We start from the raw sequence: 17,427 nt of genomic DNA, 5'->3' as shown, positions 1-17,427 counted from the left end.
GCGGAGACCTCCTAGCCTTCGAGCCGTCACTCGAAGGGAGATCGATTGTGGGGCGCAGTCATGCGCATGAGGTGGCCGATCCCGGTAAGCCGTGCGCCGAGGTGCAAAGGGCGGGGACCGGACGTTATGTGCTGAAAGCGCTCGACAAAGCCGATCTCGACCTGGTGATGCGGACCGGGCGGTTAGTGGCCTACCAGAACCGCGACTATCTGCTTCGGGAGGGTGAGCCCGCGAACGGCATCCACATCATCCTGAACGGGATCGTCGAAAGCACCCATGCCGGCACGCAGGGCCGCGAACTGATGCTGGCGACCTGGGAGGCCGGCGACTTCGTCGGCGCACCCTACATTCTCGGCGATCACCGCCATAGCTGGTCGGCGCGCGCGCTGGGGCGGGTCGAGGCGCTGCATCTCGACCAGACTGCAATCCGCACGCTGATCGCACAGTCGCCCTCGTTCGCGGTCGCGCTGATCGAGTGCCTCGGCTTCAAGGGCGAGACCTATTCGATGCTGGCGCAGACGCTGGCAGGGCAGAAGGCGGCGGAACGGCTGGTGCTGCTGCTCGTGAAGCTGTGCGAAAACGCCGCTCAGGACGAGAGCGGCCCGATTTCGCTCGGTCGCATCACGCAAGCGAATCTCGCGCGCATGATCGGAGCGACGCGGCAGTCGATCAGCCTTATCCTCAGTCGCTTGCAGGATGACGGCATCATCTCGACCGGCCCGACCAAAATGGTCGTCAACGATCTCGCCGCGTTGAGGAAGCAGATCACCGACTAGCGCCCAAAGTCATTTCAAGATCCGCTTCGACGGCGCCGGAGCCATCCCCATGCACAGCTGCACTTCGGCCGGGACGTTGTAGGTCCGCATGATGTGGCGGCTGTCGCGCAGGCCGGTCGCTTCACGTTGCACCACGAACATCCAGAGCGCCTGGCCGGCGGCCATCACCAGCTTGCGCCTTGCCGGCTGCAGCGCGGCCGGAATCTCCGGGCGCGCGTGCGCGGCGTCGAAATCGCGCAATTGCGCGAGCGCCTGTTCGAGCGCGCGGCCCATCCGTCCAAGCGCTGAGGCCTGTTCCTGGACGATCTCGTAATGGAGGATATCGACCGGCGGGCGAAGATCACAGGACATGGCGCTCAATATAATGCGGCGCGAACCGCATGCGCAACGCGTGGCCTGCCTCCGTTACTTCGCCTTGTACGCGGCCAGGAACATCCGCGTCGCGCTGTCGATCACTTCCATCATGCGCTCTTCCGATGGGGCCGGCGCGGCCTGGAACACGAAAGGCAGGAAGAGCGAGGCCTTGCACAGTTCCATGAACTGCGAGGCGGCAAGGTCGCAATCGTCGATCGCGAGATCGCCGGGGGCGACATGGGCTTTGAGATATTCGGACAGCCGGCTGATCGTTTTGTCCAGCACGCAGAAATAATAGCGTCGGCCGACGTCGGGCATGCGCTCGGCAATCGCCATCACGGTGCGGATCGCGGATCCGCCACCGGGCCGGCAGAGCAGATGGAGATAGACCGCGCCGAAATCCCTCAGCGTGGTCTCGGCATCGCGCGCGGGGTCGAAATTGAACACGACCTGGCCGTGCTGGAGCGCTTCTTCCTCGAGGATGGCTTCGAACAGCGCGGATTTGTCGGCGAAGTAAACGTAGAGCGTGCCCTTGGAGACGCCGGCCGCTCGCGCGATCTCGCCCATGCTGGCGCCGTCAAAACCCAAATCCATGAACACTTTACGGGCGCCTGCGAGGATCTGGCGGCGCTTCGAGCTGTCCTCGTCCGGGAGGGCGTTCAATTGTTCGCGGTTCGGTGCAACCATTGGTTTAGGGTCTCGGAAGGTTTTGGACCGGGGCTTGGACCATGAAACGCAAATAAAGGATTCGGGCCAGTACGGTCCGCCCGGGAACATCAAGTATATTGACCGAACCGTTCGGTCAATGATATTTGAGATGGGCAAGCGGGACAGCGGCCGTGCGACGGCTGCCCGTAGCGCGTTTTATTGGGGAGGCCTTAGTGGCCACATCGAGAGACCAGGCTGCGCGCGTCCTTCGCCAGGAAGCGGTGGAGACAACGACGGCGAACGGTGAAGCTGCGACCGGGACACCCGCAGTTGTCGCCGAGCAGCTGCGCTCTCAAGTGGCCGAAGAAACCAAGCGGCGCACCAGCGAGGCGCCGGAGACGCCCGTGACCGACCAGCCGGCCCCGACCGCCGCTGCCGCGCCGAAATCCGGCAAGCGCAAATTCGTCATGATGGGCATCGGCCTCGTGCTGGCGCTCGCGGCGGCAAGCTATGCCGGCTACTACACGCTGGTGGGCCGCTTCTACGTGTCCACCGATGACGCTTACGTCCGCGCCAACAACACCATGCTGGGCGCGCGCGTGGCCGGCCACATCTCCTCGATCCTCGCCCGAGACAACACGCTGGTGCATGCCGGCGACACCGTGCTGCGCATCGACGACGGCGACTACAAGATCGCAGTCGACGCGGCCGCGACCCGGATCGCGACCCAGCAGGCGACGATCGATCGCATCGGCCGCCAGATCGCAGCGCTCGACAGCCAGGTCGCGCAGGCCAAGGCGCAGCTCGTCTCCGCCGAGGCGGGCCTCAAGCGCGCCGATCTCGACTATGAGCGCCAGCAGGCGTTGAGCAACAAGGGCTTTGCCTCGCGCGCCACCTTCGAAACCTCGGAAGCCGGTCGCGACCAGGGCGCCGCCGCGGTCAAGGCCGCGCAGGCCGCCTACGACGTCGCAGTGAGCAATGTCGATGTCGCCAAGGCGCAGCAGGCCGAAGCCCAGGCGCAGCTCGCCGAGCTCAAGACCACGCTCGCCAAGGCCGAGCGCGATCTTGCCTTCACGGCGGTGCGCGCGCCGGTCGACGGCATCTTCTCCAACCGCCTCGTCAGCGCCGGCGACTTCGTGGCCGTCGGTCAGCGTCTCGGCAATGTCGTGCCGCTCGACGACGTCTACATCGACGCCAATTTCAAGGAAACCCAGCTCAAGCGCATTCGTCCCGGCCAGCCGGTGACGATCAAGGTCGATGCCTACGGCATGCGCAAGTTCTCGGGCGTCGTCGACAGCATCGCCGCGGGCTCCGGCTCGGTGTTCACGCTGCTGCCGCCGGACAATGCCACCGGCAACTTCACCAAGATCGTGCAGCGCGTGCCGGTCCGCATCCGCGTCCCGAAGGCGGTTGCGAGGCAGAACCTGCTCCGCGCCGGCATGTCGGTCTACGCGACGGTCGACACCAACAAGGGTGCCGCCGACGCCGACAGCGAGATCGATCTCGACGATCCCACCATGAGCCATCCGCAGTAAGCGCGCGACCTGGCGCTGCGAGGTCAGACCATGGCGAACGCCACGACTGCTTCACCTGCCATGATGGCGGCCGCCGATTCGGAGCGCATCGCGCCGAAGCGGCTGTTTGCCTTCATCATCATGGTGTTCGGGATGTTCATGTCGATCCTGGACATCCAGATCGTCTCGGCGTCCCTGAGCGAAATCCAGGCCGGCTTGTCGGCGAGCTCGAGCGAGGTCTCCTGGGTCCAGACCGCCTATCTGATCGCCGAAGTGATCGCGATCCCGCTGTCGGGATTCCTGTCGCGCGCCTTCGGCACGCGGCTGCTGTTTGCGATCTCGGCGGCCGGCTTCACGATTTCGAGCCTGCTCTGCGGCTTCGCCACGACCATCGAGGAGATGATCCTCTGGCGCGCGCTCCAGGGCTTTCTCGGCGCCGGCATGATCCCGACGGTGTTCGCCTCGGCCTACACCGTGTTCCCGCGCACGAAATTCCACATCGTCGGTCCCATCATCGGGCTTGTTGCGACCCTGGCTCCCACGATCGGCCCGACGGTCGGCGGCTACATCACCGATTTGATGTCGTGGAACTGGCTGTTCTTCATCAACGTCGTTCCCGGCATCGGCATCACCTTGGGCGTGCTTGCGCTGGTCGATTTCGACGAGCCGCATTTCGAGCTGCTCGACCGTTTCGACTGGTGGGGCCTGATCTTCATGGCCGGCTTCCTCGGCACGCTCGAATACGTCCTTGAGGAAGGTCCGCAATATGAATGGCTGCAGGACACGACCGTGGCGATCTGCGCCTGGATCGGCCTCGTCTCGGCGATTGCCTTCTTCGTGCGCGTCTTCACGGCGGCCGAGCCGATCGTCAATCTGCGTACCTTTACCAATCGAAATTTCGCCGTCGGTTCCACGCTGCAATTCTGCATCGGCATCGGCCTCTACGGCCTGACCTACATCTATCCGCGCTATCTCGCCGAGGTGCGCGGCTACAGCGCGCTGATGATCGGCGAGACCATGTTCGTCTCGGGCATCACCATGTTCCTGGTCGCGCCGCTGGTCGGCCGGCTGATGGCGAGCCTCGACATGCGCTACATGATCGCGTTCGGCCTGATCGTGTTCGCGATCGGCTCCTACCAGATGACCTGGATCACGCGCGAGTACGATTTCTACGAGCTGCTCGTGCCGCAGATCCTGCGCGGCATCGGCATGATGTTCGCGATGGTGCCGACCAACAACATCGCGCTCGGCACGCTGCCGCCCGACAAGGTGAAGAACGCGAGCGGCCTGTTCAACCTGATGCGCAATCTCGGCGGTGCGGTCGGGCTCGCCGTCATCAACACCGTGCTCAACCAGCGCGCCGACCTGCACATCACGCGTTTGCAGGAGCGCGTGACCTGGGGCAATGCCACCGCGACCGAAACCCTGACCATGCTCCAGCAGAAGTTTCAGGGGCTCGGTGATTCCACGCTGATGGCGATGAAGCAGCTCAGCCAGATCCTGCACCGCCAGGCCGTGGTGATGAGCTTTGGCGACGCGTTCTTCATTCTGACCTTGTTCTATCTGAGCCTCAGCCTCCTGGTCATGCTGTTGAACAGGCCGGCCTCGCCGTTCGGCGCCGGCGGCGACGCGCATTAGCGGTCACACACGCGTGCCGTCGCCCGGCCCGGCCGGGCGGCTGCGCACCAAAATGCAACACTCGTGCGTGATCTCGCGCGGGGCCCGTTGCAAATCGCGAATCACACATCTATAAAGCGCACCTCATTCAATCGAACCGGGGAGAGATTTGCATGATTTCGTCGCATTCGCAGATCGCGTTTCCGCGCTCGATGATGGTCTGGCTCGGTACGTTCTCGGCCTGTTAGAGGCCACTTCCGCCAGCTTCGATTGGGCCAGGGTTTCGACCAAACGCCCCGATCGCTCCGCTTCCCAAGTCAAAATCAGTTTCAAGTGACGCCGTCTCGGCCCGCGCGGCCGGCCTGCGTCCATCGATGGAGCCGGCCCGCGCCAAAGCGGCCGGATGATGCCATGACCGCTTTGTCAAAAAAGCCCGCGGCTATCCGCGTGGTCCTGCCCTTCGTGTTCCGGCACTGGCTGAAGCAGCCAGGGCGCACGATCGCCATCGCCGGCAGCCTGTTGGGTGCGACCGCCGCAGACCTGTTCATGCCGGTGTTTTCAGGACATTTGATCGATGCGCTGACGCGCGGTCCGGCCGATCCCGATGCGCGCGACGCCGCATTGGTGGCGTTTGGCGGCATCGTGGTGTTGGGCGCGGCCTCGATCGTGTTGCGCCTGACCGGCCTCCAGGTGATCGTGCCGTTCACGCTGAAGATCATGTCGGACGTCGCGCAGGATGCCTTCTTGCGCGTGCAGCGTTTCTCGACCGACTGGCACGCGAACTCCTTCGCCGGCTCCACGGTGCGCAAGATCACGCGGGGAATGTGGGCGCTCGATCTGTTGAACGACACTATCCTGCTGGCGCTGCTGCCGTCGCTGATCGTGCTGATCGGATCGATGATCCTGCTTGGCGCACACTGGGCCTCGCTCGGCGTGGTGATCGCGCTCGGCGCGCTGGGCTACGTCGTCATGACGGTGCTGTTCTCGACGCGCTACATCGCGCCGGCGGCACGCGTCTCCAATGCCTGGGACACCAGGGTCGGCGGCACGCTGGCGGATGCGCTGACATGCAATGCGGTGGTGAAGTCGTTTGGCGCCGAGGAGCGCGAGGATGCGCGGCTCGCCCGCGTCATCAAGCGCTGGGGTGCGCGCGTGCGGCGGACCTGGTTGCGCTACAACTACACTGCCATGGTGCAGTTCTCGCTGCTGCTGTGCCTGCGGGGGTCCGTGATCGGTGGTGCGGTGCTGCTGTGGATGTACGGGCATGCCTCGCCCGGCGACGTCACCTATGTGCTGACGAGCTACTACGTCATCCACGCCTATCTGCGTGACGTCGGCATGCACATCAACAACCTGCAGCGCTCCGTCAACGACATGGAGGAGCTGGTGGCGATCCACGACGAGCCGATCGGCATCGCCGATGCTGCCGATGCGCGTCCGATCGCGATCGAAGGCGGCGAGATCGTGTTCGACGACGTCACGTTCCACTATGGCGGCCATCGCGCGCCGCTGTACGACGGATTGTCGGTCAAGGTCCGCGCCGGCGAGCGTGTCGGCCTCGTCGGTCGCTCCGGCTCCGGCAAGACGACGTTCGTCAAGCTGGTGCAGCGGCTCTACGACGTCACCGACGGTCGCGTGCTGATCGACGGGCAGGACATCGCGAAGGCCACGCAGCAATCGCTGCGCAGCCAGATCGCGATCGTGCAGCAGGACCCGATCCTGTTTCACCGCTCGCTCGCAGAGAACATCGCCTATGGCCGGCCCGGTGCCAGCCTCGAGGCGATCGAGCAGGCGGCGCGGTTGGCGAATGCGCACGACTTCATCCTGCGCCTGCCGAAGGGCTACGGCACGCTGGTCGGCGAGCGCGGCGTGAAACTGTCCGGCGGCGAGCGGCAGCGCGTGGCGCTGGCGCGCGCCTTCCTGGCCGATGCGCCGGTGCTGATCCTGGACGAGGCGACCTCGAGCCTCGATTCGGAATCGGAGGCGCTGATCCAGCAGGCGATGGAGCGGCTGATGAAAGGCCGCACCTCGATCGTGATCGCGCACCGGCTGTCGACGGTGCGCAGCCTCGATCGCATCCTGGTGTTCGACCGCGGCGAGATCGTCGAGCAAGGCACGCATGCCATGCTCGCGGGCAAGCCTGGCGGAATCTATCGCAGTCTGTTCGAGCGCCAGGTGGTGGAGCTCGGGCATATCGCAGCAGCGGAATGAGGCGCGCGGCGGCAGGTCGAAAGCCCTGCCGTCACGTCGTCAAGGATGGAATGAGATGAAGGACCTGACGCGCGGCTCCATCGTGAGCCACATCCTGAGCATGGCACCACCGATCGTGGTCGGCATGATCACGATCATGATCTGCCAGCTGGTCGACCTGTACTTCGTGTCCGGGCTCGGCGATGCCGCAGTTGCCGGCGTCGCTGCGGCTGGCAACGCAGGATTCCTCGTCAATGCGCTGATGCAGATGCTCGGCGTCGGCACGGTGGCGCTGGTCGCGCATGCGGTGGGCCGCAAGGATCGCGACGACGCCAATCTCGTATTCAACCAGGCGGTCGTGCTGTCGGTGCTGTTCGGGCTGTTGACGCTGCTCGCTGGCTTTGTGCTGGCGCGCCCTTATATGCGCGCGATTGCCGCCGATGAGGCCACCATCAATGCCGGCACCACCTATTTTCTCTGGTTCATGCCGGCGCTTGCGCTGCAATTCGTCACGCAGGTGATGGCGGCCGCGCTGCGGGCCACCGGCATCGTGCGGCCGAGCATGCTGGTGCAGGTGCTTGCCGTGGTCATCAACATCGCGCTGGCGCCGGTGCTGATCACGGGCTGGGGCACCGGATACGCGCTCGGTGTCGCCGGAGCGGGGCTGGCCAGCACGATCGCCGTTTTCATCGGCGTGCTGATGCTGCTCAGCTATTTTCGCAGGCTGGAGCGCTACGTCGCCTTCCATCCTGCGCAGTGGCGTCCGCAACTGCGGCAGTGGAGAAGAATCCTCAATGTCGGTCTGCCCGCGGGCGGCGAGTTCGTGATGATCTTCATCTTCATGGCAGCGATCTATTACGTGCTGCGCGATCTCGGCCCGGCGGCCCAGGCGGGCTTTGGTATCGGGACGCGTGTCGTGGGCTTGATCCAGATGCCGGCCCTTGCCGTCTCCCTCGCGGCAGGGCCCATTGTCGGCCAGAATTTCGGTGCAGGCAATTACGAGCGGGTGCGGGAGACCTTCGTCAAGGCGGCGCTGATCGCGACCGTCGTGATGATCGCGCTGACGGTTCTCGCGCAGCTCGCGCCCGGATTGCTGCTCGCCGGCTTCTCGAATGATCCGGAGACGATGAGCGTGGCGTTGCTGTTTCTGAAGATGATCTCGTTGAACATGGTCGCGCAGGGATTGATCTTCACCTGCTCCAGCATGTTCCAGGGCCTCGGCAACACCAAGCCGGTGTTGTGGAGCTCGGCGACGCGCGTCATCACCTATTCCCTGCCGGCGATCTGGCTCTCGACACGGCCGGGCTTTCGGATCGAGTATGTCTGGTATCTGTCGAACGCGGCAACGACGCTGCAGGCGGTCCAGAGCCTGTGGTTGCTTCGCCGCGAGTTCAGGACGCGGCTGGTGACCCGCCGGCAGCAGGATGCTCCGCAACAGGCGACGCCTAAGCCGGTTGCGCCTTCGCTGCGCGAGCCGGCGTAGCGAGGATGCTACGCTTGTCGCCGACCCGCGGCTCCGGCTAGTTTGCCGGAATGGTGCAAGGGATATGGATGGCCGAGGGGGTGAACGAGCAGCATTCGGCGTCCATGCTCTCTGCGATCTGGGCCGCGCGCTACCGCACGCCGGCCCGTTTCGTCGCGCTGGTCGCGTTGTTGCTGCCGTGGACGACGACCGGCGTGACCTTTGCGCTGATCCCCTGGCTGATCGCCTTCGCTTTCGTCGATTTGCGCGAGTTGCCGCGTTCGCTGCTCCGTCCGGTTTGCCTGCTGCCGATCGCGCTGGTGGTTCTCGCAGTTGTCGGGACGCTCTGGTCGGATGCACCCTGGCCGGACCGGTTGCACGCAGTCGGACCGGCGTTGAAGCTCCTGGTGATCCCGCTTTTGATCTACCAGTTCGAGCGATGGCCCTACGGCAATTGGGTGTTTGCCGCATTCGTGGCGTCTTGCGCGTTGCTGATGTTTTATTCCTTCGCCGTCGCGATCAACCCTGACCTGTCTCTGAAACTCTATCTGTCGCGCGGACCTTACAAGGTCGAGAGCGGGGTCGCGGTACGCAACTATATCGACCAGAGCCAGGAGTTCGGACTCTGCGCGATCGCGCTGGTCTATCCGATCCTGACGCGGTTTCGTGAAAGCCGCGCCTGCATCGCGATGCTCCTTGCTGTGCTGTTGCTCGGCTTTCTTCTCAACATGATTTTTGTCGTGGTCTCGCGCACGGCGCTGGTGACGCTGCCGATCCTGGTCGTGGTGTTCGCGCTGCTGCATCTGCGCTGGCGCACGGCTCTGCTCGCCGCGAGCGGGATGGCGCTGGTTGCGGTCGCTCTCTGGTCGGTCTCGCCGCGTCTGCGCGCGACCGTGGCGAAATTCCAGGGCGACTATGAGATGAGTGCGCAGGACAACAAGGTTAGCGGCATGGGCTCGCGTCTGGAATATTGGCGGAAATCGCTGGGGTTCATCGCGGAAGCGCCGCTGATCGGTCACGGTACCGGCTCGATCCGGGGACTGTTTGCGGGCGTGGCCGCAGATCAAGAAGTCGATCCGCTGCGCGGTCAGATCGTCAGCAATCCGCACAATCAGACCTTGAGCGTTGCCGTGCAGTGGGGCGTGGCGGGCGTCCTGGTCCTCTATGCGCTGTGGTTTGCGCATTTGCTGATGTTCCGCGGCGAGGGGCTGGCCTGCTGGATAGGCCTGCTGGTCGTGATGCAGAACATGCTGTCCTCGCTGCTCAACAGCCATCTGTTCGATTTTGCGCCGGGCTGGATCTATGTGCTCGGCGTCGGTGTCGCCGGCGGCATGGCGCTGGCGAAGAAGCCAAAGACAGGGAGCTAGAACGCGCCGATGCTGTTCCAGACGAGGGTCAGGCCGGACAAGAACAGCAGGCCGAGCACGACATCGCCGAAATGCTTGTCGCTCAGCGCATGATAGACGCGCGCCCCTAGCCATGCCCCGATCAGCGTGCCCGGGAATGCGACCATCGCGAGCCAGACCACTTTCAGCTCGACCAGGCCGGAGGCCGTCTGCAACACCAATGCCGCCGCCAGGATGGTGAAATTAAAGAGCTGGAAGATGCCACGCCGCTCGTGCTTGTTCCAGCCGCGGATGTTGGCCCACAGGATCGGCAGCGGCCCCGACAGTCCGGCGAGCCCGCCCAGAATGCCACCGGCGAAGCCGATCGCACCGTCGGCGATGCGGCCGCCGAAGGTGACGGCGAACTGCTTCTTGTTGAGATACAGCGCGCTCGAGAACATCAGCAGCAGCACGCCGACGCTGAGCTTGAACACTTTTGGATCGGCGGAGGCGACCAGCATGGTCCCGAGAGGCACGCCAATCAGCCCGCCGATCAGGAACGGCCACACCAGCGACAGGTCAAAGCTCTTCCACATCGAGGGCAGCGTCGAGGTCTGCGCGATCACCGAACAGATCAGCACCAGGGGCACCGCGAGCGAGGGCGGCAGCACGTAGAGCCAGATGCCGAGCGCCATCAGCGCCGTGCCGAATCCTGCCAGCCCCGAGACGAAGCCGCCGGCCAGCGCGCCGAACAGGAGCAGCACGTAAGTGAGCGTTTCCACCAATTATTTCCTGCCGTTGTGGGCGATTCTGAAGCGGCAATCGCCTCATGGCGCATAGCACAGATGCGGCGCGGGAGGTCAATTTCAGAGAAGTTTGCTAGACGATCTGCCGCGTATCGGCGGGCTTGTGAAGCGCGCCAACGAGGATGCGCAGTGCCTCGGTCAATTCCGATCTGTTGCGTGCCGCGCCGAGTGAAACACGCGCCGCGTGCGGCGAGGTTCCGTCGACGGTGAAGGCGTCGCCGGCAACGATCGCGAGCCCGTTGCGCAGCAGATGCGCGGCGACGTCCGGTCGTCCTTCCGGCAGGTGCAGCCACAAATGATGTGCGGTGGGCCTCGCCTGGAACTGAAACCCCTTCAATGCGCGTTGCGCCAATTGCTGGCGGCCGACGGCCTCGCTGCGGATTGCGGTGATGATACGGTCGGCGACGCCGGTCTCGAGCCAGTGCGTCACCAGCGCGACCATCAGCGGTGCCGGCATCTGTACGGTGGCCTGGAGATGGCCGCGCATCTGAAGCTGCGCGCCGCTGTCGGGCGTTAGCAGATAAGCGACGCGCAGCGCTGGCGCGATGCATTTTGACAGCGTGGTCGCGAGATAGGTCCGCTCCGGGATGAGGTTTGCGATCGGTGATGCCGCGCGATCGAGCAGCCCGTAGGCGTCGTCCTCGATCAGCATCGTATCTGCATCACGGACGATCTTGGCGATCGCGCTGCGCCGCTCCGCAGACAATGTCGCTGTGGTCGGATTGTGCAGCGTCGGAATGAGATAGACGGCCTTCGGCCTGTGCGTGCGGCAGGCCTTCGCCAGCGCATCGGGCAAAACGCCGCCGTCATCCATGGCGACGCCGACGAGCTTGACGCCGAGCTGTGCTGCTGCGGCCTTGATGCCGGGGAAGGTGAGGGCCTCAGTCAGTATGACGTCGCCCGGCCGCGCGAGATGGGCGAGCAAGTTGAACAGGATCGTCTGCGCGCCGGGAAAGATCACGAGCTTGTCGGCATGCGCGTGCGGAACGCGCGTGCGCATCCAGCGCGCGGCGACCTCGCGCTCATGCGCGCTGCCGCCGGGTGGCTGGTAGTTCAGGAATGCGGTCAGGCCCGACTGCGCGCGAATGGCTTCGAGGCCGGCGATGATACGCTCGTCGAGCTGCGCTTCGAGCGGTTGCGGCGGCACGTTCATCGAGAGGTCGATCGCCACCGGATGCGGCAGGTCGATCGCGCGGCGCGCGCTGGTCTCCGATACGAACGATCCCTGTCCGACGCGGGCCTCCATGATGCCGCGGCGCCGCGCCTCGGTGTAGGCACGCGTCACCGTGGTGAGGTCGATGCCGAGTGCCTTGGCGAGCGCGCGCTGCGTCGGCAATTGCTGTCCGCGCACCAGCCGGCCGGCAGCGATGTCGGCCTCCATGGCCTCGACGATGCGCTGGTAGCGCGGCCCGCTCAGCTCCGAGATTGTAGGAGTCCAATCCATGCAATTTAAGCCCAAATCCTTTGAATGTATGGATGCAAGATAGTATTGTATGGATCAACAAAACGGAAGAGGTGTCGTCATGGCGACCGGTTCGGTTTCTCTGGCAAAGGCGATGTGGCGCGGTTTTCGCGGCAAGTGCCCGAACTGCGGCGAAGGGCATCTGTTCGGTCGCTTCCTGAAGGTGGCGGACAGCTGCGACCATTGCGGCGAGGAGCTGTTTCACCAGCGCGCCGATGACTTCCCGGCCTATCTGGTGATGGTCGTGGTCGGCCATCTCGTGGTGCCGGCGATCCTTGCGGTCGAGACCGCTTATGCGCCGCCGGTCTGGCTGCAACTGTCGGTTTGGCTCCCGGTGACGCTGTTTGCTTCGCTCGCGCTGCTGCAACCGACCAAGGGCGCCATCGTCGGGCTGCAATGGCAGATCGGCATGCACGGCTTTGAGGCGAGCAAGCTGCGGCGGGAAGCGGGTCAGCTTGCGCCCGCGCTGGTGAAGGCGCCGCGCGCGGCCTGAGGCCCGGCGGCGTTTACATCGCGCTTCTGCCCGCTAAACTCCATCGCATCAAAACAAGAACGATGGAAACGCCGATGACCGCACGCGCAAGAACCTTCCTGCTTTGTCATGGCGCATGGTCCGGCGGGTGGTCGTGGAAGAAGATGCATCCGCTGATGGCGCAGGCCGGCCACCGGCTGGTCGCGCCAACCTACACCGGGCTCGGCGAGCGATCGCATCTCGCCAGCCCCGCGGTCGATCTCGACACGCATATAAAGGACATCCTCAACGTCATCACGTTCGAGGATCTCAGCGACATCGTGCTGCTCGGCCACAGCTATGGCGGCATGGTCGCCACCGGCGTCGCCGATCGCGCGCGTGAGCGCGTGACGCAATTGATCTATCTCGATGCATTCGTGCCGCGTGACGGCCAGTCGCTGTTTGATCTCAACGAAGGGGGCCGCGAACCAATGCGCAAGGCGGCAGCCTCCGCCGACGGCTATCGCATCCCGCCGAACCCGCCGCCGCCGGACACCCCGCAGGCCGATCTCGACTGGCTCAACGCGCGCCGCATCAACATGCCGATCAAATGTTTTGAGACGAAGCTGAAGCTTCAGCACGGCGAGCCGGCAATGCCGCGCAGTTACATCTACTGCAAGCGCATTCCGCCGGGCGATGTGTTCGGGCAATTCGCAAAACGCACGAAGAGCGAAGAGGGCTGGCGCTATGTCGAGCTCGACGCCAGTCACGCGCCGAATGTCACGGCGCCGGAGGCGTTGATGAAGACGCTGCTCGAGATCGTAGCGTAATTCATGCTCGTCATTCCGGGGCGTGCGCAGCACGAACCCGGAATCCACTTCTCCACCAACCCTGCGGTCCGATGGATTCCGGGCTCTCGCTTCGCGAGCCCCGGAATGACACCATTTGAATGGCTGGGCGCTCGGCCCGGAAAATGGTGAGGGGTCCGATGCGTTGGCATCGAACCCCTCGTTGCTTCCTAGTCAAGACGCGCTTTCTTCACGCGAACCGGAACGCCACTTCGCTCGAAAGCGTTTTAGAATATCAGCCGGCCTGTAAGCCGGGTTCTGTAAGGCACCGCCTGCTTGCGCAGACGATACGTGACGGCCATTCCTCTGGGACCATGTTTGCACATGGCCTCGAGCAACCTACCCGGACGGCGGGCCTGACATCGCCCCGCGGCGTTATCGCTTGCGCGAACAGCCCGCTACGCCGTCCCTATTCGGTTTTGCTCCCGGTGGGGTTTACCATGCCGGCTCCGTTGCCGGACCCGCGGTGCGCTCTTACCGCACCTTTTCACCCTTACCTGCCTTCGCAGCTTGCGCTGCTACGGCACGGCAGGCCCGAGGGCTTGCCGCGCCAAAGCCCCGAAGGGGCGGAGGCGGGCGGTTCGTTCTCTGTGGCACTTTCCCTGGGGTTGCCCCCGCCGGACGTTATCCGGCACCGTATGTCAAGGGAGCCCGGACTTTCCTCCCCGGCGGCCTTTCGGCACTTGCCGGAGCGGCCGTCCGGCCGACTGACGGCCTAGGCATTGAGCAATTGTGACGGTTTCGTCAAGCGGAGATCGTCGCGCACGCGGCGGCGTAAATAATTTATCCTGAACGTGTCGTTGGGCGCGGCCCCCGTTCGACTGGGTGCCGGCGATCCCGCCAGCAACAGGAGTTGAGCAATGCAGTATCTGCTGCTGATCTACCGCAACGAAGCGCAACAGGGCCAGATGGCGCCCGCGGATTACCAGAAGCTGCTGGCGGAGTATTCCGCCTACACCCAGTCGATCGTCCAGAGTGGTCATTTCAAGGCGGGCGACGGACTGCAGCCGGCCAAGACTGCGACCACCGTGCGCGTCCGCGATGGCAAGACGCTTGCGACCGATGGGCCCTTCGCGGAGACCCGCGAGCAGCTCGGCGGCTATTATCTCGTCGAAGCCAGAGATCTCGACGCGGCAATCGAACTGGCTGCGCGGATTCCCGGCGCCCGGGCCGGATCGATCGAAGTTCGGCCGGTCATGATCTACAAATGATCTCGAAAATAATCTCGCGATGATGTCGTTTGGTGCCGGCCCGTTCGACTGGTGTCGGCAATCCAGCTGAACAACAGGAGTTAAGCGATGCAGTATCTGCTGCTGATCTATCGGAACGAACAGAAGCTGATCAACATGACCCCCGCCGACCGTCAGGCGGTGGCCGCGGAGTACGGTGCCTATACGCAGTCCATCATCCAGAGCGGCAACTTCAAGGCCGGCGACGGGCTTCAGCCAACCTCGACCGCGACCACCGTTCGCGTTCGCGAGGGCAAGACATTGGCGACCGACGGTCCTTTCGCGGAGACCCGCGAGCAGCTCGGCGGCTACTATCTCGTCGAGGCCAAGGATCTCGACACCGCCATTGCACTGGCTGCTCGTATTCCAGAAGCCCGCGAAGGTTCGATCGAGGTCAGGCCGGTCATGATCTACAAGTGATCGCCGCGACCGACATCGACAGGATCTTCCGCGACGAGGCGGGGCGGGCGCTGGCCACCCTGATCCGCCTCGTCGGGGATTTCGATCTGGCCGAGGATGCGCTCCAGGATGCGTTCGCGGCGGCGCTGGAGCGCTGGGCGGCGGGCGAACTGCCCGACAACCCGCGTGCCTGGCTGGTCAATGTCGGTCGCAACAAGGCGATCGACCGTGTGCGTCGCCAGGCCGCTTTTCGCGGCAAGCAGCAGGCGCTTCTGCAGGAGCTCGAGCTTAACGCAGATACGCCGGCCGAACCGCCGGCAATGCTCGACGACGACATGCTGCGGCTGATATTCACCTGCTGCCATCCGGCGTTCGCGCCCGAGGTCCAGGTCGCGCTGACGCTGCGCACGGTCTGCGGCCTCTCCATCGCGCAGGTCGCGCGCGCTTTCCTTGTCGGTGAGGACGCGATGGCGCAGCGCCTGGTTCGCGCCAAGCAGAAGATCAGGCTCGCCGGCATTCCCTATGAAGTGCCGGAACGCGCCGCGCTGGCGCCGCGGCTCGACGGCGTACTCGCCGTCATCTATCTCGTCTTCACCGAAGGCTATGTCGCAACCTCGGGCGCGGACCTGATGCGGCCCGATCTTGCGGTCGAGGCGATCAGGCTCGGCCGCTTGCTCGACCGGCTGATGCCCGACCGCGCGGGCATCAAGGGGTTGCTGGCGCTGATGCTACTCCATGATGCGCGCCGTGCCGGTCGCGAGACCGCGGCCGGCGACATCGTTCTGCTGGAAGAGCAGGACCGCTCGCTCTGGGATCGCGCGCAGATCGAGGCAGGCCTGCGTCTCGTCGATGACGCGCTGCGCGTGCCGGGTCGGCCGCAGCCTTACGCGGTGCAGGCGGCGATCGCCGCGCTGCATGCCCGCGCACCGAGCTTTGAAGAGACGGATTGGCCGCAGATCGCCGGGCTCTACCAGGTGCTGCTGCGCATCAGCCCATCGCCGGTGATCGAGCTCAACCACGCTGCCGCGGTCTCGATGGTCGACGGTCCGGCGCGTGCGCTCGATCTCGTCGACGCGATCACCGCGCGCGGCGGGCTGGACGGCTATGAGATGTTGCCGGCGGTGCGTGCCGATCTGTTGCGGCGGCTCGGCCGCAAGGACGAAGCCCGCGAGGCCTATCGTGTGGCGACGGAGGCGACGCAGCTCGACCCGGTACGGCGGCTGTATGCGCGGCGGGTGCGGGAGCTCGACTAGATGCCGAGCGCGCTTTGATAGGCAAAGAGGGCGGGGGCGCCGCCGGTGTGCAGGAAGATGACATCCTCGTCGCTGCGCCAACGCCCTTGGCGGATCATTGCGATCAGGCCGGCGAGCCCCTTGCCGGAATAGACGGGGTCGAGCACAAGCGCTTCCGTTTGTCCTGCTAGCCGGATCGCTTCGATCGTGGCCTCGTGCGGTACCCCATAGGCCGGTCCGGCATGACCGGCGACCACTTCGACCGCGGACACGTCGAAGCCAACGCCGAGCAGATCGGCTGCTTGCCGTGCAAGGGCCATCACATCGGAGCGCACCCGCGCAGGCTCCGCATCGATATCGATCCCGACGATTTTCGTCCCCGGCATTGCCGCCGCCGCGCCGACCACGAGACCGGCCTGCGTGCCGGCGCTTCCGGTGCAATGTACGATCGCGGCCGGCCTGAAGCCCGACCGCGCCGCCTGCTGCTCGATTTCGCAGATCGTGCTGGCATAGGCGACCGCGCCCAGCGCATTCGAGACGCCGTAGGGCACGAAATACGGCCTGCGCCCCTCCGCCCGGAGATCGTCGACGAGCGTGCGGATGGCTGTGTTGCGGTCGCCGGTCCAGGGCACGTCATGCAGGTGCGCGCCGAACAGCCGATTGAGAAAGGCGTTGCCCGAGGTCTCGTACTCCGGCGTCGGTGGTGCGAGCCGGCCGTGATAGACGGCCAGATGACAGGCGAGGCCGAGCTTTGCCGCAACCGCCGCGACCTGCCGCTGGCTGTTCGATTGCACGACACCACCCGAGACGATCGTATCGGCGCCCTCCAGGACTGCATCGTGGAGGACGTAGTCGAGCTTGCGCAACTTGTTGCCGCCGAAGCCGAGCCCGGTTGCGTCGTCGCGTTTGACCCATAGCCGCGGCCCGCCGAGGTGAGCCGTCAGCCGTTTCATCGGTTCGAGTGGCGTGGGCAGATCGGCCAGCCCCAGGCGCGGAAAGGCTGCGAGGCGCTCAGTCAGCGGCTTATGATCGATCTGCATCGTTTTGCTCGTTCCGCGCGCGTCCGATCGTCGAACAATAGCCGGGCGCGCGCCATCGCAGCGACGATTGCGTG

At 64.9% G+C, this 17,427-nt stretch carries 16 protein-coding genes and 1 other RNA gene; 11 read left to right on the top strand and 6 right to left on the bottom strand.

Annotated elements, in window-relative coordinates:
* The first annotated feature begins 47 nt into the window (after window positions 1-47).
* Window positions 48-776 carry a Crp/Fnr family transcriptional regulator gene (locus K3F49_RS06330; protein WP_234680021.1) on the top strand — a complete coding sequence of 243 codons (729 nt, stop codon included), beginning with the start codon at window positions 48-50 and terminating at the stop codon, window positions 774-776.
* Between the two features lie 9 nt (window positions 777-785).
* On the opposite strand, the gene K3F49_RS06325 is transcribed toward K3F49_RS06330, so the two are convergent.
* A complete protein-coding gene (locus tag K3F49_RS06325; protein WP_234680586.1) occupies window positions 786-1,127 on the bottom strand; it encodes a DUF6665 family protein in 342 nt (113 codons plus the stop codon).
* Between the two features lie 54 nt (window positions 1,128-1,181).
* Window positions 1,182-1,817, bottom strand: a complete 636-nt coding sequence (locus K3F49_RS06320) for a TetR/AcrR family transcriptional regulator (RefSeq protein WP_234680020.1) — start codon at window positions 1,815-1,817, stop codon at window positions 1,182-1,184.
* A gap of 194 nt (window positions 1,818-2,011) precedes the next feature.
* On the opposite strand from K3F49_RS06320, the gene K3F49_RS06315 reads away from it, so the two are divergent.
* The 5 genes from K3F49_RS06315 (at window position 2,012) to K3F49_RS06295 (ending at window position 9,928) form a co-directional block, all read left to right on the top strand.
* A complete protein-coding gene (locus K3F49_RS06315) occupies window positions 2,012-3,313 on the top strand; it encodes an HlyD family efflux transporter periplasmic adaptor subunit (RefSeq protein ID WP_234680019.1) in 1,302 nt (433 codons plus the stop codon).
* A gap of 30 nt (window positions 3,314-3,343) precedes the next feature.
* On the top strand, window positions 3,344-4,930 hold the full coding sequence (locus K3F49_RS06310; RefSeq protein WP_234680018.1) for a DHA2 family efflux MFS transporter permease subunit: 1,587 nt from the start codon (window positions 3,344-3,346) through the stop codon (window positions 4,928-4,930).
* A gap of 390 nt (window positions 4,931-5,320) precedes the next feature.
* Window positions 5,321-7,120 (top strand): ABC transporter ATP-binding protein, encoded by a 1,800-nt coding sequence (locus K3F49_RS06305; RefSeq protein ID WP_234680017.1) that lies wholly within the window; start codon window positions 5,321-5,323, stop codon window positions 7,118-7,120.
* A 55-nt stretch (window positions 7,121-7,175) separates the two neighbouring features.
* Window positions 7,176-8,582 carry an MATE family efflux transporter gene (locus K3F49_RS06300; protein ID WP_234680016.1) on the top strand — a complete coding sequence of 469 codons (1,407 nt, stop codon included), beginning with the start codon at window positions 7,176-7,178 and terminating at the stop codon, window positions 8,580-8,582.
* Window positions 8,583-8,650: 68 nt separating this feature from the next.
* On the top strand, window positions 8,651-9,928 hold the full coding sequence (locus K3F49_RS06295; RefSeq protein WP_234680015.1) for an O-antigen ligase family protein: 1,278 nt from the start codon (window positions 8,651-8,653) through the stop codon (window positions 9,926-9,928).
* On the opposite strand, the gene K3F49_RS06290 is transcribed toward K3F49_RS06295, so the two are convergent.
* The gene (locus K3F49_RS06290) at window positions 9,925-10,668 is read right to left on the bottom strand and encodes a sulfite exporter TauE/SafE family protein (RefSeq protein WP_234680014.1); all 744 of its coding nucleotides are present in this window, start codon (window positions 10,666-10,668) and stop codon (window positions 9,925-9,927) included. The two genes, K3F49_RS06295 and K3F49_RS06290, sit on opposite strands and share 4 nt — an antisense overlap.
* A gap of 97 nt (window positions 10,669-10,765) precedes the next feature.
* The gene (locus K3F49_RS06285) at window positions 10,766-12,136 is read right to left on the bottom strand and encodes an aminotransferase-like domain-containing protein (protein ID WP_234680013.1); all 1,371 of its coding nucleotides are present in this window, start codon (window positions 12,134-12,136) and stop codon (window positions 10,766-10,768) included.
* A gap of 49 nt (window positions 12,137-12,185) precedes the next feature.
* Between K3F49_RS06285 and K3F49_RS06280 the strand changes: the two genes are divergently transcribed.
* Entirely contained in the window at window positions 12,186-12,647 is a 462-nt protein-coding gene (locus tag K3F49_RS06280; protein ID WP_276575351.1) for a DUF983 domain-containing protein, read from the top strand.
* Between the two features lie 74 nt (window positions 12,648-12,721).
* Window positions 12,722-13,435, top strand: coding sequence for an alpha/beta fold hydrolase (locus K3F49_RS06275; protein ID WP_234680011.1), 714 nt, complete (start codon window positions 12,722-12,724; stop codon window positions 13,433-13,435).
* Between the two features lie 249 nt (window positions 13,436-13,684).
* On the opposite strand, the gene rnpB is transcribed toward K3F49_RS06275, so the two are convergent.
* An RNA gene (gene rnpB, locus K3F49_RS06270) (RNase P RNA component class A) lies at window positions 13,685-14,164 on the bottom strand.
* A gap of 149 nt (window positions 14,165-14,313) precedes the next feature.
* Here rnpB and K3F49_RS06265 point away from each other — a divergent pair.
* The 3 genes from K3F49_RS06265 (at window position 14,314) to K3F49_RS06255 (ending at window position 16,334) form a co-directional block, all read left to right on the top strand.
* Window positions 14,314-14,664, top strand: coding sequence for a YciI family protein (locus K3F49_RS06265; protein WP_234680010.1), 351 nt, complete (start codon window positions 14,314-14,316; stop codon window positions 14,662-14,664).
* A gap of 87 nt (window positions 14,665-14,751) precedes the next feature.
* The gene (locus K3F49_RS06260; protein ID WP_234680009.1) at window positions 14,752-15,102 is read left to right on the top strand and encodes a YciI family protein; all 351 of its coding nucleotides are present in this window, start codon (window positions 14,752-14,754) and stop codon (window positions 15,100-15,102) included.
* Window positions 15,099-16,334 carry an RNA polymerase sigma factor gene (locus tag K3F49_RS06255; RefSeq protein ID WP_452100521.1) on the top strand — a complete coding sequence of 412 codons (1,236 nt, stop codon included), beginning with the start codon at window positions 15,099-15,101 and terminating at the stop codon, window positions 16,332-16,334. The genes K3F49_RS06260 and K3F49_RS06255 overlap by 4 nt, the downstream gene beginning before the upstream one ends.
* Here K3F49_RS06255 and K3F49_RS06250 read toward each other — a convergent pair.
* Entirely contained in the window at window positions 16,331-17,353 is a 1,023-nt protein-coding gene (locus K3F49_RS06250) for a D-cysteine desulfhydrase family protein (protein WP_234680008.1), read from the bottom strand. The genes K3F49_RS06255 and K3F49_RS06250 overlap by 4 nt on opposite strands.
* Between the last annotated feature and the right edge of the window lie 74 nt (window positions 17,354-17,427).

The organism is Bradyrhizobium monzae, assembly GCF_021458635.1.
In the GTDB taxonomy this organism is placed as follows: Bacteria; Pseudomonadota; Alphaproteobacteria; order Rhizobiales; family Xanthobacteraceae; genus Bradyrhizobium.
The sequence above is the reverse complement of the archived record's forward strand: the minus strand, read 5'-3'. Positions and strand labels throughout refer to the sequence as shown.

What these genes read in the sequence shown, in the direction of transcription:
- K3F49_RS06300 (WP_234680016.1), top strand. Translation starts at nt 7,176, where the DNA reads ATGAAGGACCTGACGCGCGGCTCCATCGTGAGCCACATCCTGAGCATG.
- K3F49_RS06325 (WP_234680586.1), bottom strand. Translation starts at nt 1,127, where the DNA reads ATGTCCTGTGATCTTCGCCCGCCGGTCGATATCCTCCATTACGAGATC.
- K3F49_RS06305 (WP_234680017.1), top strand. Translation starts at nt 5,321, where the DNA reads ATGACCGCTTTGTCAAAAAAGCCCGCGGCTATCCGCGTGGTCCTGCCC.
- K3F49_RS06275 (WP_234680011.1), top strand. Translation starts at nt 12,722, where the DNA reads ATGACCGCACGCGCAAGAACCTTCCTGCTTTGTCATGGCGCATGGTCC.
- K3F49_RS06310 (WP_234680018.1), top strand. Translation starts at nt 3,344, where the DNA reads ATGGCGAACGCCACGACTGCTTCACCTGCCATGATGGCGGCCGCCGAT.
- K3F49_RS06320 (WP_234680020.1), bottom strand. Translation starts at nt 1,817, where the DNA reads ATGGTTGCACCGAACCGCGAACAATTGAACGCCCTCCCGGACGAGGAC.
- K3F49_RS06250 (WP_234680008.1), bottom strand. Translation starts at nt 17,353, where the DNA reads ATGCAGATCGATCATAAGCCGCTGACTGAGCGCCTCGCAGCCTTTCCG.
- K3F49_RS06260 (WP_234680009.1), top strand. Translation starts at nt 14,752, where the DNA reads ATGCAGTATCTGCTGCTGATCTATCGGAACGAACAGAAGCTGATCAAC.
- K3F49_RS06280 (WP_276575351.1), top strand. Translation starts at nt 12,186, where the DNA reads ATGGATCAACAAAACGGAAGAGGTGTCGTCATGGCGACCGGTTCGGTT.
- K3F49_RS06265 (WP_234680010.1), top strand. Translation starts at nt 14,314, where the DNA reads ATGCAGTATCTGCTGCTGATCTACCGCAACGAAGCGCAACAGGGCCAG.
- K3F49_RS06295 (WP_234680015.1), top strand. Translation starts at nt 8,651, where the DNA reads ATGGCCGAGGGGGTGAACGAGCAGCATTCGGCGTCCATGCTCTCTGCG.
- K3F49_RS06285 (WP_234680013.1), bottom strand. Translation starts at nt 12,136, where the DNA reads ATGGATTGGACTCCTACAATCTCGGAGCTGAGCGGGCCGCGCTACCAG.